A 13353-nucleotide genomic window follows, 5' to 3' on the forward strand; every position below is an offset into this window, starting at 1 on the left:
TGCGCAACCGGAGCGGATCGGACAGGGCGGCGAAAACGGCGACTTGCTGGTCCATCACGGCTATATCCGATTTTTTTCATATGAAGAAAAGCGGATATAAGGAGAGGCAGCTATGATGGGAACGCGGATGGCGGTGTATATTCGCGGGGATCGGCGCTTGCGGATGTTATCATGGACGACACTGTGGTAGGACGTTGCGATGCGGAGGCGGGGTATGCGCAGGATGGAGAAGTGACAGCGTGGTGGTCGGGCAGCGCTGCGGCACTTTGTGCAGCCGATCCGGTGACAATCGTCAATCATCTGGCACGGCGTCTGGTGGAGACGCATATGGTTAACCACGAAACGCAGATTCGTGCGTGGCGCGATCAGGTCACAATGCTGTCTGTGGCGATGCGGGATTGTCCCGATTGGTTCGTGTTGCTGGAATATCCGCTACTCCGCCTGGGGCGGCGGATCGATGCCGTGGTTCTGTCTGATCGCGCCATTTTTGTGCTCGAGTTCAAGACCGAGGCGAGCGGATTCACCAATGCCGATCGCGAGCAGATCGAGGATTACGCGCTCGATCTCTTCGATTTCCACGCAGCTAGCCGATCGCACCCGATCGTGCCGATACTGGTGGCTGGACGCGCGTTGCCCACCGCTGGCGCGCTGCCGTTGTTCTGGCATGCGATTGCGCCGGTAATCGACGTTGGTGCGACGGGTCTCGGTGCCCTTGCACAGACGATCGCGCGTCAGATGCCAGCGCCATCCGTTGTGATCGACCCGCAGGTGTGGGAGCACGCGCCTTATCGTCCGGTGCCGAACATCGTCGAGGCCGCCACTATGCTGTATCGCAAGCACGGCGTTGCCGATATTGCCGCGGCCAGGGCCGATGTGACGAATCTGACCCGCACGACCGAAGCGATCCGAACCGCGATTGCCGCGGCGGCGCGGGCGGGGCGGCATGTCATTGTGTTCGTCACGGGGATACCCGGTGCGGGGAAGACACTTTGCGGGTTGAATGCCGTGTTCACGGCGGCGCATGGGGCGGCATTCCTCACTGGTAATCTGCCGTTGGTGCATGTGCTCCGGGCGGCGCTGGCGCGGGATGCCAAGGATCAGGGCAGGACGATCCGTGATGCCGCGCATAAATTGGACTCAGCGATCCAGCCGCTGCTCGGGTTTTTGCGGGACAGCCAGAACCGCGCAAGCCCGCCGCATGAGCACGTGATCGTGTTCGACGAAGCTCAGCGCGCCTGGGATGCCGATTTCGGGCGGCGTAAATTCGATCTACCCGATAGCGAGGCGGCACTGTTTCTCGATATCATGCATCGTCATGCCGACTGGGCGGTGGTCGTGGCGCTGGTTGGATATGGCCAGGAAATCAACACCGGCGAAGCGGGACTCGCGTCATGGGGTGACGCGCTGGCGGCGCGACCGGCATGGCGAATTTTCGGACCGGCCGGGATCATCGGTGGTGCCGAACCGGCGCGGTGCCTTGCCGCGAACGTGCCGGAGCAGATGACGATCAATGCTGCTTTGCATCTTGATGTCAGTGTCCGTCAGATCCGATCGGATGCCGCGGCAGATTGGATTGATGCCGTGCTCCGACATGACGCAGCGCGGGCCGTCGCCATCGCGCAACGAGCGGGAGGGGTGCCATTTCAGGTAACGCGTTCCTTGGACGCGATGCGGGTGGCGTTGCGTCGCTTGGCCCGAGGCCATCGCCGGGCCGGGCTGGTGTGCAGCGCTGACGCCAAGCGCCTGCGCGCAGAGGGACTCTCGGCCGATTTCCCGCATATGGACCAGGATGCCGTCGCCAACTGGTTTCTTAATTCGTGGCCCGACGTACGAGCGTCGGACGCGTTGGAACTGCCGGCGACGCAATATGCCTGCCAGGGGCTGGAACTCGATTATGTCGGTTTGTGCTGGGGCGGCGACCTGGTCGGTTCGCCCGATGGTGCCGGATGGCGGGCGCGGAAGTTCCGCGGCACGAAATGGCAGGAGATCCGCCGCGTCGATGCGGTCCGTTGGCAGATCAATACCTATCGCGTGTTACTGTCGCGTGCGCGCTATGAAACCATCATCTTTGTGCCAGAGGGCGACGGTGGCGATATGACGCGGGAGCCTGCGCTTTTCGATCGGATCGCGGATTTTCTGATCGATGCGGGGGCAACGCAGCTGACACTGCCTGGTACTGACGCGGTCATGGTGGGAGAGCCTGCATTGCTCGTTTGAGCCCGCGTTGCTCGTCTGAGATTGGTCCTCAGGCGGTTCGCCGGGATCGGCGGTGCCAGAGGCGGGTGACGTACCAGGCGAAGAGAAGCGCTAGGGCGGCGATGGTGGCGAGGGTGAAGCCGTGCATCACCGCGTGGAGTTGCGGGTTGGTTTCCCAGGTCCGGCCGAGGCGTAACCCGGCATAGGCCAGGGCGAGGCACCAGGGTAGCGAGCCGACGAAAGTATAGATCTGGAACTTCCAGAAATTCATCCGCGCGATGCCGGCGGGCAGGGCGATATAGGTGCGGATAACGGGGAGCATTCGGCTAATCAGCACCGTCAGGCTACCGTAGCGAGCGAAGAAGGTTTCGACCCGGACGAGTTCGGCATGGTCGAGCAGGATGTAGCGGCCGAATCTGGTTACCAATGGTCGCCCGCCCGCATAGCCGACGGCGTAGGCGAGGGTTGAGCCGATGTTGCACCCGAGCGCGCCGGTGATAGCGACCAGCCAGAGGTCGAACCGTCCGGTCGAGACCAGGTATCCGGCGAAGGTAAGGATGATTTCGGACGGGAGCGGGATGCAGGCCGACTCAAGGGCCATCAGGCCGGCGATGCCGGCGTAACCCAGGGTCGAGATGATGGTGATGATGAAATGGGCGAGGATGGTGATCAATCGGTGAGGCCGGCGAATAGGGGTGTCGAGAGGTAACGCTCACCATAGGAGGCGAGAATGGCGACGATGAGTTTGCCCTCGCTGTCAGGGCGCCGGGCAACGTTGATCGCGGCCCAGAGTGCCGCACCGGAGGAAATGCCGACCATCAGCCCTTCCTCGCGGGCGGCGCGACGAGCGGTGGTGATGGCGTCATCGTTGGTGACGCGGATGATTTCGTCATAGATTTTGGTATCGAGAATGTCGGGCACGAAACCGGCGCCGAGGCCCTGGATGCCGTGCGGGCCAGCGCTGCCGCCGGATAGGACCGGTGAGGCGTCAGGTTCGACGGCGACGCAGCGAAAGCTGGGTCGGCGGGATTTGAGAATCTCGCCGATACCGGTGATGGTGCCACCGGTGCCGACGCCCGCAATCAAAATATCGGCCGTGCCATCGGTATCGCGCCAGATCTCCTCGGCGGTGGTGCGCTTGTGGATGGCGGGGTTGGCGGGGTTGGTGAATTGCTGGGGCATGAAATAATGCGGGCCGGAGGCAACGATGGCCTCGGCTTTTCTGATCGAGCCGGAGATGCCCTCGGCACCCGGTGTCAGGATCAGCTCGGCGCCATAGCCGCGCAGAACGGCGCGGCGCTCGCGGCTGACGGAATCGGGCATCACGATGATGCATTGATAGCCCCGGGCAGCACAGACCATGGCGAGAGCAATGCCGGTGTTGCCGGAGGTGGGCTCGACGATGATGCTGCGTTGATCGATCAGACCCTCGCGTTCGGCGGCCTCGATCATGGCTACACCGATGCGGTCCTTCACCGAATTGGCGGGGTTGAAGAATTCGAGCTTGGCGACGATGCTGCCCGGCAGGCCGGCGGCGAGGCGGTTGATGCGCACCAGTGGGGTGTTGCCGACGAGTTCGGTGGCGTTGTTGGCGATTCTCATGCGTCGGCTCTCCCTGGTTTGGCCCGTCGAAGGTGGTCCATTTTTGTAAGAAAGGACCAGAAAACTTTTATTCAGGTACCGCCGTTCCGGTGCCGCGTATCAGATTGTCGAGGGTTTTGGCTTCTTTTCGAAAAAAGAAACGATTGCTCAATTCCTCGCCTTATCGACCAGTGCCCCTTGCTTGATCCACGGCATCATCGCGCGCAGCTTTTCGCCAACCTGTTCGATCGGGTGGGCGGCGTTGGCCCGACGCATGGCCTTGAAATTGGTTTGGTTGACGCGGTTTTCCAGCATCCAGTCGCGGGTGAAGCGGCCTTTCTGGATATCGTCGAGCACGCGCTTCATTTCGGCCTTGGTTTCGGCAGTGACCATGCGGGGACCGGTGACGTATTCGCCGTATTCGGCGGTGTTACTGATCGAGTAGTTCATGGTGGCGATGCCGCCTTCATAGATCAGGTCGACGATGAGTTTGACCTCGTGCAGACATTCAAAATAGGCCATTTCCGGAGCGTAGCCCGCTTCGGTCAGGGTTTCGAAACCGGCTTTGATCAGTTCGACGAGACCGCCACAGAGCACAGCCTGTTCACCGAACAGATCGGTCTCGCATTCCTCACGGAAGCTGGTTTCGATGATGCCGGCGCGGCCACCACCGATGGCGGAGGCGTAGGAGAGCGCGATGTCGAGCGCATTGCCGGACGGATCCTGTGCCACGGCGACCAGGCAGGGAACGCCACCGCCGCGCAGATATTCCGAGCGGACGGTATGGCCGGGGCCTTTGGGCGCGATCATGAAGACATCGATGTCGGCACGAGGCTCGATCAGGTTGAAATGGATGTTCAAACCATGAGCAAAGGCAATGGCGGCACCTGGCTTGAGGTTTTTGGCCAGGCTATCGCGGTAGAGGTCGCCCTGGCCCTCATCGGGGGTCAAAATCATGACGACGTCAGCCCAGGCGGCGGCTTCGTCGGGCGACATGACTTTCAGGCCGGCGGCTTCTGCCTTGGCGATGGCGGTAGAACCGGTGCGCAGCGCGACGGCGAGGTGCTTGAGGCCGGAGTCCTTGAGGTTGAGCGCATGGGCGTGACCCTGGCTGCCGTAGCCGACGATGGCGACTTTTTTGGATTTGATCAGGTTCACGTCGGCATCGCTATCGTAATAGACACGCATGATTGAACTCCCTCGGGCGTTTGGTGACTAGCTTCAGCGGGATCGCATGAGGGAAAACGCGGCGATTGGCAACCTTGCTGGCGTAACACCGAGCCATGCGCGAGGCAGGATGCGGAATATTGTTGCGCGACGCCACCGTAGCCTTGGCGTCGCGCGTCACCACTCCCTGGCGGCTGTGTAACTCCACCGGATGTTCGCCGACCCGAAAATGAGTCGCCATTCAACCCGCAGCAGTTCTCACGGAAAGGTAATTCCGATCGATACCATGGGAGGCGGTCCGGCATAGACCGGTCCCGGTCCGGTGAATAACGGTGGTAGCCCCAGAACGCCGTTCGGACCACCGTTGGCCGATGACGACGGATAATACTGCGGAGGATACGAACTCATGTGACTGATCGAGGTGAGTGGCCCCGCATACCACCAAGCGTGGTTCTGAATGAAGCTGCGAGGGACCTGCTTCTGGTGGGCGTAGACGTGACCGTCGGCGCTCACCTGTGATGCGGGCGGCACAGGCCCGGGCTTTGCCCAGCCCACTGGGATCGCGCCAAGGCTGAGCGCGGCTGATAAAGCTGTGATGATCGTGAGACGTGGATGAAACATGACCCATCTCCAATGCCAGGGCGAGTCTGGACGGAATGAAATCGCCCAACTTACCGGCGCACTAACAATAGCCCGATCAGCATTTGCGAGACGCTGCGAAATCCAGCCTTTAGTGCAATCGCGATAGGGATGACATTAACGACGCTGCGACGTCATGCCTGTATCAACACTCCAGATCGCGAGCGCCGCGTGCGTGGATACACTATCGGGCTCAGAACCCATCAAAGTGATATGGTTATTTCTGCCGAAGTTCAAAGCCCCTGTTTACATAAACGCATCGGAGGCCTTGGACCGTTTCCCGATGGCTTTTCGTGAGGAAGCTTGCCCTCGTTGAAATGCGGATCCTTCAGCGGCACTTCGCGTCACGTATCACTCACGCGTCGTTTCTGCCCGACCGGCTGCGGTCGGTCGGCGCGCGAGGGGCTTCCGTCGTCAGCGGCAGCCAGACGCGACAGGTGGTGCCTTCACCTTCGACACTCTCGATCATCAGCCGGCCACGATGGCGTGAGATGACGTGCTTGACGATGGCGAGGCCGAGTCCGGTGCCGCCGACCGCGCGAGAACGGCCTTTGTCCGCCCGGTAGAAGCGTTCGGTCAGTCGCGGCAGATGCTCGCGCGCGATGCCTGGCCCATCGTCGGACACGCTGATTAGTATGCCGGGAAGCGGGTGGTTGCTGATCGGGGTGGCAACCACGGCGAGAGAAATCGCAACGCCGCCCTTGGGGTGCTTGATGGCACCGTATTTGATCGCGTTGTCGATCAGGTTGCCAAAGACCTGGGTGAGTTGACCGGCGTCGCCGCGAACCGCAGGGAGGTTCGACGGGATGTCCAGTGTCAGGCGGGTGCGGCCTTCGCGCAGGATCGGCTCCATGAAGGCGGCGATCTGGCGCAGTAACGGGTCGAGTTCGACCTGATCCGCGGGTGGTTGATGTTCGGTCATTTCGATGCGCGACAGGCTGAGCAGATCGGCGATGATACGCTGCATGCGATCTGCCTGTTCGCCCATGATTTTCAGAAACCGGGGGAGGGCTTCGGCATCGCCGAGGGCGGGGCCTTGCAGCGTTTCTATAAAGCCGATCAGGCTGGTCAGCGGCGTGCGCAGTTCATGGCTGGCGTTGGCGACAAAATCGGCGCGCATCCGCTCGAGACCGCGTTCGCGGGTACGGTCGGTGAGGAGCAGGTAGAGCGGTGCGGTGGGTTGTCCGGTGTCCGTGCGGATGACCGTCGCATCGAGGTCGCGCGGTACCGGAGCGGCGAGGCTGAGCGTGGTGCGGATCGGTTCATCGGTGGTTTCGGCGGCGGCGAGGGCGGCACGAAGCGCAGGATGGCGGATCAGCGCCGATTCCTCCGAGCCATAGGTGTTGGCGGCTTCGGGGTTGCGCCAGACGATGCGGCGCGCGCTGCCCGGTCCCTCGAACTGAAACAGCGCATCGGGCAAGCGATCGAGCAGGGACTGACTCGCGCTGGCACTTGAGGCGAGGCTCTGGCGCGAGCGGCGCTCTGCCTCGATTGTTTGGATCGTCGTCTGCGCCAATTGGGAGAGACCGGGGGTGACCAGGTTGATATTAGATGGGGCTGCACTGGCGATGCTGGCGCTGAAGCGGCGCAGATCGCGCGCGAGGATGGCGCCGACGATTAATGCCCAGATCGTGCCGAGTGTGAGACAGAGGCCGAATTCCCACAATTGCATGTTGCCGGTTGCGACGAGCGCGAGCAGGGCCAGGAATGGCGGAAAGCCCAGCCAGGCGGCGATCGTCGCGATCGGGCGATTCATCCGGTGCAGCGTGTCAACTGGTGGGAGGAGCTATGGCAGGCGCGGGCGGCGGTAGTTCGGTGGGGGCGGGCGAGACGATTTGCGGGCCACCGGGTTCGACCCTGAACACGGCAAGACCACGTTGGACATGACCATCGGCGTCGAGGCGGAACACGCCGTCGGTGCCGGCGAAGCCGGTGGGGTTGGTCAGAATCTGATCGGTGTAGCCGCCCTGGCGCGCGGCGAGCACCGCGATTGCCCCTGCGTCGAAACCGATTTTGTCGATGCCGGAGGGTGGCGGGCTGCCGTAGCTGGACTGGAATTTTTGTTCGAACGCGAGACCCATGGCGGGATCGGGGGCGGCGTAGAGCGCGCCGCGCAGACTGTCATGACTGGCCATCGCCTCTGCGTCATGTGACCAGAGCGACGGGCCCAGCAGCTGAATTTGGGGCGGGGAGACTTCGTAATAGGGCAGCAGAGTGCCGATTTCAGCGAGCTGTTCGCCGGTGGCTCCGACGAGCAGGGCATCAAACGGCGGAGGCGGGATCGGTTCGCGTTCGAGTTTGGCGGCGGCGATGCGGCCGGCCTCATTATCCTGGTCGCGCAGGTGGCGAATCTGGGCTTCGATGGCGGCTCCACGACTGTCGAAATCTGAAATGCCGCGGACGGCCTGGGTCAGACTGGTGAAGGACTGGCCAAAATAGGCGATCTGCGGCGAAGGTTCGCCCAGTTTCTGGGTCTGGGCTTGCAGGGCGTCGCCCATCAGGTGACCATAGACGTCTTCGGGTAGGATCGCGGCGGTTCGGGTGCGTCCGTGATCAGCGGCGTAGGCGACAACGCGCCGAATCTGCTGGCCCGGTGAGATGCCAAGTGTCCAGACACCGGGGCTTGCTACGGCTTCATCATTGGTGAAAGCCAAAACATTGACATTTGCCCGATGCGCGATCGGGGTGATCGCTGCGGTCTCGTTTTTGGTGAGAGGACCGAGGATCAGGCCATCGCCGGCGGCGATGGCGGCCTGGGCGGCGGCGGCGGCACCTGCGGGTGTGCCGCCGGTGTCGCGTACATCAAGCGCGGGCGCTCCAGGCGCGGTGAAAGCGAGTTTGACCGATTGTTCGATTGATTGACCGATTGCGGCGAACTGACCGGACAGCGGCACCAGCAGGGCGACGGCGCCCGATGTGCGGCCAGTGTTTTGCGAAGAGGCGGGTGGTGGCGCGATTGCCGCGGAAGGCGCGATTTCGGGCTGGTTGGGTGCCGGCTCGGAGCAGCCTGATAGCAGCAGAGTTGTTGCAGTGGCTGTTGCCAGGACGAGCCTCAGAGGCGTTAATGGGCGGTGTGACATCTGAAACTCCTGTTCAATCGACCGCACCCCTTGCGGATCAACGGCCCGCTCTTGTGCTGGTTTCCACTCCGATCGGCAACCTGGGTGACCTGGCGCCGCGGGCAGTGGCTGCATTGCGCGATGCCGATATCATATTATGCGAAGATACGCGCGTGACAGCTGTATTGCTGTCGATGAACGGCATCGGCACGAGGCTACAAGCACTGCATGACCATAATGAGGCGGAGCGGATCGAACCTTTGATCGCCGCCATGCGCGGCGGGAAGCGGTTTGCGCTGGTCAGTGATGCGGGGGCGCCGCTGATCGCGGACCCGGGGTTTCGCCTGGTGCGGGCGGCGATTGCAGCAGGGCTGACGGTGAGTGCTGTGCCGGGACCGAATGCAGCGGTGATGGCGCTGGCATTGTCCGGTTTGCCACCACATCCTTTTCTGTTCATTGGATTTCTGCCACCACGATCGGCGGCGCGCCGAACGGTGCTGGAGCGCATTGCCAGTGCCGAGCGGGCGGGTTTGCATGCAACGCTGATATTTTATGAGGCGCCGCATCGTCTGGTCGCAACCCTCGATGATTGCGCATCCGTACTAGGTGATCGACCGGCCGCAGTCGGTCGGGAACTGACCAAGCGGTTCGAGGAGATTCGCCGTGATGGGTTGCTCGCCCTCGCGGTCCATTATCGGGGAGTGTTGCCGCGCGGCGAGATGACGCTGGTGATCGGGCCGGCACCAGACCATGTGTCGAGCGTTGTTGAACTTGACGAGGCATTGCTCGCCGCACTCGAGACCATGAGCGTCAAGGATGCCACGGCGGCGGTGGCACGTCAGCTGGATTTGCCACGTAAGCAGGTTTATGCGCGCGCTCTTATTTTGCGTCAGGATGAAGCGTGAGAGTGATCAATTCTGGGTGCAGTACGTAGGGTGCGATATAGACGACCGCGATGGCGACGTTCATCGCGATTAGCAGCGTGAGAGCGCCGAGCACGCTCAATCGCAATCCGGTACGCAGGATAAACCATTGAATCCAAAACATATATAGCAGGATTGACGCGAACGAGACACCAACTGCGGTCGGTTCGGAAAGGCCGAGGGTGATCAGGCCGTTGGTAATCAATATGCCGATCAGGATCAGGGGAAACACTAGCCAGACCGACCAGTTGAGTGCCGTGCTGGTCATCAACCAAGTGGCGCTGCTATTAGCGCGGCGAGCACCGAATTCGGTGATGACCGGTTGCAACAGGACGCCACAAATGCGTGATGCCAGCATCAGACCCGCCAGCATCCAGTGACCGGCGATGCCGAACAGGGCGGCACCGACGATTGGAAACGCAAGTAAGGGGGCGATTGAGGCAGAGAATGCCCGTGTTGTATTGCCGAATTCGCTGACGCCCCCGGCATCGCCTCGGGCAAGACGAAATAGCCCGCGTACGATATTACCTTCGGGCATTCTGATGCGTTTGCGATTGTCGATCACGCGAACACCGCATCAAGAACGGCACCATAGGTTCTCGCAAGCGCACGCAGTTCGTCGACCGGCACGGCCTCATTGATCCCGTGCATGGTCCGACCGACCAGACCGAATTCCGCGACCGGACAATATGCTGCGATAAACCGCGCATCGGAGGTGCCACCGCCAGTATCGAGCTTCGGGGTGACGCCCGTGGAACGGGTAATGGCTCCTGCGAGTGTGGCGGTAAATGCACCGGGCTGGGTGAGGAAGGCTTCACCCCCGATGGTGATCGCGCAGTCGAGATCAGGGGCGAAGCGATGCATCGTTTCGGTGATCCATTTGCCGAGCGCGGCGCCGGTGTGGTGGCTATTGAATCGGATATTGAGCGCGGCGCGGGCTTCGGACGGGATGACATTTCCAGCGTGATTGCCGACGTCGACGCTGGTGATCTGCAAGCTCGATGGTTCGAACCAGTCGTTGCCATCGTCGAGTTGGGTGGTGCGAAGGACCTCAAGCGCCGGGATAAGGCGGTGTAGCGGATTGTCGGCCAAGTGGGGGTAGGCGACGTGACCCTGTCGTCCGCGCACGACGATACGGGCCGAAACAGAACCGCGGCGACCGATTTTCATGGTATCACCCAGGGTGGCACGACAGGTCGGTTCACCGACCAGGCAGAAATCAGGCATGTTCGCGGTCGCGGTCAGGTGATCAAGGATTCGGATGGTGCCATCGGTGGCATCGCCCTCTTCATCGCCGGTGATCAGGAGCGATATGCTGCCAGAAGTCGCAAGGGCGGCGGTGCGCGCGGCGAGGGCGGCGATGAAGGCGGCGATCGCGCCTTTCATGTCAACAGCACCGCGGCCATGCAGCAGACCATCGGCGACGACGCCCGCGAAGGGATCGTGATGCCAGCCGGTGCCGGGAGGGACCACATCGGTATGGCCGGCGAAGGCGAAATGGGGCGAGCCGGCACCAACCTGCGCGATCAGGTTGTGCACACCGTTGTTATGCAAGCGTTTAATGGTGAAGCCAAGCTGGATGAGGGTGTTGGCGATCAGGGATTGTGCGCCAGCATCGCGCGGCGTGATCGAAGGACAGGTGATCAAGGCTTGGGCGAGAGGCAGCGGGTCGGTCAGGATCACGCGCGCAGCAACTCGTTAATCGCGGTTTTGGCGCGGGTCTGGGCATCGACCCGTTTGACGATGACGGCGCAGGCCAGCGACGGGCCGACTGAACCATCGGGCAGGGGGTTGCCCGGGATGCTGCCGGGAACCACCACAGCATAGGCGGGGACGCGGCCATAGATAACCTCGCCGGTGGCGCGATCGATGATGCGCGTCGAGGCGCCGAGGAAAACACCCATCGACAGTACGGCTCCCCGTTCGACAATGACGCCCTCGGCGACTTCAGAACGGGCGCCGATGAAACAATCATCCTCGATAATCACCGGATTGGCCTGGAGCGGTTCAAGCACTCCGCCGATGCCGACACCGCCGCTGATATGACAGTTACGACCGACCTGCGCGCAGGAGCCAACGGTTGACCAAGTATCGATCATGGTACCCTCGCCGACGCGGGCGCCGACGTTAATAAAGCAGGGCATCAGAACCGCGCCGCTCGCGATATGGGCGGAATGGCGGACGATGGCACCGGGCACGACACGGATGCCGGCGTCGGCGAACGCGGCTGCATTCCAGTTGGTAAACTTCATTGCAACTTTATCGTAGATTGTAGCACCGCCGGGTCCGGGCATCAGCGTATTCGGCATCAATCGGAACGACAGTAGGATGGCCTGTTTGAGCCATTGATGAACAATCCAGCCGTGGGGTCCGGGCTCGGCGACGCGCAGAACACCGGCGTCGAGCAGATCGAGGGTTTGCATGACGGCGACATGTTCGGCGGGCGGCTGGCCGGCAACGAGCCCATCCCGCCGCTGCCATAGTGAGGTGATTGTTGATTGAAGCGAGGCTAGATCCATGGTGATTGATTCCGACTCAAACGTTGTAGGACCATGGGCAGGAGCGGTGGGGCTGTCAACGGCGGTGGCTCTCTCGATGAGGCGATACGCTTGGTCGGGATTAACCGATTGTTCATCCCAAGCTGTCAAAACTAGATCATGATGGAACAGCAGATCAAACATGTGGACGCGGGTATGCCCCGGGTGTTGGGTTCCGGCATGGCGCAAGGCCGTACTGATGCGTTGGCTCGGTTGCTCGATAGTCTGATCGGTCTGCCCGACGCTGCAACGGCGATGTCGGCGGCCTGCGCGCTGGTTGCGGCAGAACTCACCGATGCTGGCGTTGTCCTGGCTTATCGACCGGCAGGTGGGGTATCCAAACCGGAGATTGTTCTCGCCGACTATCCGGCGGGGATCGGTTTAACCGATACCAGCGGCGCTGAAATTCTTACGATTGCCGTTCCCCGCACGGAACCGGCGGTGGCGAAGGCGGCGCAGATATTTCTGATCGCGTGGCGGAGTTGCGGGGACCGGCGGTTTAACGCGGAGGACGAGCAGCTTCTGCGCGACATTGCGACGAAATTCACGCCGTTTGCCGATCGGCTGACACCGGATGCCTGCGAAGTGCGGCCGAGTGCGCTCGATCCTGAGACCGGGTTGTGGTCGTTGCCGAGTTTCGTCGAGCAAGTTGAGCGCCGATTCGATCGGCTCGATATTGAAGATCGGATCGGGACCATGTTTGCATTCGGCTGGGTACGATCAGATGGGTCTGCTGCTCCTGAGGCGTCGGCGGTCGTGGTGCGCGGATCGGTAGGCTGTTTGCAGGAAATGTTGCGCCCCGTCGATCTGATTGGACGAGTCGGACCCACCCGGTTGGCGGCTTGGTGCGACGGCGTGGACCATCTGATTGCGGCGGAGCGTGGTGATCGGATCGTTACCCGGCTGGACTCGCTACTGAACGGTTCGGGACGGCACGCCGCGATCGGGATTGCTTCACGCTGGCCACGTTCCGGTGACGATCCAGCCACGCTGTTGTCGCGCGCACGTGCAGGACTTGAGCAGGCGCGGTTGAAGGCGGCGACCCAGGCCCGTCCGGCGGTTAGGATCTGGCAGCCGGGTGAATGATTGCTAGAGCGATATGCGATTAAGTTGACGCGGCAGCGGCAACATAATCGCATGAAATCGCTCGAAAAAATATAGAGCTAGAGCGTTAAGCTGAAAGCATAACGCTCTAATCGGGCGCGATCAGGGAGTGGCGGGCCTGACATCGAGGAGTTGGCTGAGGAGTTT

11 protein-coding genes are annotated in these 13353 nt (G+C 61.9%); 3 read left to right on the forward strand and 8 right to left on the reverse strand.

Annotated elements, in window-relative coordinates; translation table 11 throughout:
- Positions 1-171 precede the first annotated feature (171 nt).
- Positions 172-2217 carry a DUF2075 domain-containing protein gene (locus ACP5E6_RS12560; RefSeq protein WP_427954581.1) on the forward strand — a complete coding sequence of 682 codons (2046 nt, stop codon included), beginning with the start codon at positions 172-174 and terminating at the stop codon, positions 2215-2217.
- A 28-nt stretch (positions 2218-2245) separates the two neighbouring features.
- Here ACP5E6_RS12560 and ACP5E6_RS12565 read toward each other — a convergent pair whose 3' ends face one another.
- The 5 genes from ACP5E6_RS12565 to ACP5E6_RS12585 form a co-directional block, all read right to left on the reverse strand.
- On the reverse strand, positions 2246-2869 hold the full coding sequence (locus ACP5E6_RS12565; RefSeq protein ID WP_427954582.1) for a DedA family protein: 624 nt from the start codon (positions 2867-2869) through the stop codon (positions 2246-2248).
- A complete protein-coding gene (gene cysK / locus ACP5E6_RS12570; RefSeq protein WP_427954583.1) occupies positions 2866-3798 on the reverse strand; it encodes a cysteine synthase A in 933 nt (310 codons plus the stop codon). The genes ACP5E6_RS12565 and cysK overlap by 4 nt, the downstream gene beginning before the upstream one ends.
- Before the next feature lie 147 nt (positions 3799-3945).
- A complete protein-coding gene (ilvC, locus tag ACP5E6_RS12575; protein ID WP_427954584.1) occupies positions 3946-4965 on the reverse strand; it encodes a ketol-acid reductoisomerase in 1020 nt (339 codons plus the stop codon).
- Positions 4966-5938: 973 nt separating this feature from the next.
- Positions 5939-7339 carry a sensor histidine kinase gene (locus tag ACP5E6_RS12580; protein ID WP_427954585.1) on the reverse strand — a complete coding sequence of 467 codons (1401 nt, stop codon included), beginning with the start codon at positions 7337-7339 and terminating at the stop codon, positions 5939-5941.
- Between the two features lie 13 nt (positions 7340-7352).
- The gene (locus ACP5E6_RS12585) at positions 7353-8663 is read right to left on the reverse strand and encodes a penicillin-binding protein activator (RefSeq protein WP_427954586.1); all 1311 of its coding nucleotides are present in this window, start codon (positions 8661-8663) and stop codon (positions 7353-7355) included.
- On the opposite strand from ACP5E6_RS12585, the gene rsmI reads away from it, so the two are divergent.
- Entirely contained in the window at positions 8648-9547 is a 900-nt protein-coding gene (gene rsmI, locus ACP5E6_RS12590) for a 16S rRNA (cytidine(1402)-2'-O)-methyltransferase (RefSeq protein WP_427954587.1), read from the forward strand. The genes ACP5E6_RS12585 and rsmI overlap by 16 nt on opposite strands.
- Here the strand turns inward: rsmI and ACP5E6_RS12595 are convergent.
- From ACP5E6_RS12595 to dapD, 3 genes are read right to left on the reverse strand one after another with little or no spacing between them, the layout of a single operon-like run.
- Entirely contained in the window at positions 9522-10130 is a 609-nt protein-coding gene (locus tag ACP5E6_RS12595; RefSeq protein WP_427954588.1) for a hypothetical protein, read from the reverse strand. The two genes, rsmI and ACP5E6_RS12595, sit on opposite strands and share 26 nt — an antisense overlap.
- On the reverse strand, positions 10127-11248 hold the full coding sequence (gene dapE, locus ACP5E6_RS12600; RefSeq protein ID WP_427954589.1) for a succinyl-diaminopimelate desuccinylase: 1122 nt from the start codon (positions 11246-11248) through the stop codon (positions 10127-10129). Before dapE ends, ACP5E6_RS12595 begins: the two co-directional genes overlap by 4 nt.
- On the reverse strand, positions 11245-12084 hold the full coding sequence (gene dapD / locus ACP5E6_RS12605) for a 2,3,4,5-tetrahydropyridine-2,6-dicarboxylate N-succinyltransferase (RefSeq protein WP_427954590.1): 840 nt from the start codon (positions 12082-12084) through the stop codon (positions 11245-11247). The genes dapE and dapD overlap by 4 nt, the downstream gene beginning before the upstream one ends.
- 174 nt (positions 12085-12258) lie before the next feature.
- On the opposite strand from dapD, the gene ACP5E6_RS12610 reads away from it, so the two are divergent.
- Positions 12259-13188: a GGDEF domain-containing protein gene (locus ACP5E6_RS12610; protein ID WP_427954591.1), complete on the forward strand. Its 930-nt coding sequence runs from the start codon at positions 12259-12261 to the stop codon at positions 13186-13188.
- The last annotated feature ends 165 nt before the right edge of the window (positions 13189-13353 follow it).

This window comes from Acidiphilium sp. (genome assembly GCF_049977125.1).
Classification (GTDB): domain Bacteria; phylum Pseudomonadota; class Alphaproteobacteria; order Acetobacterales; family Acetobacteraceae; genus Acidiphilium.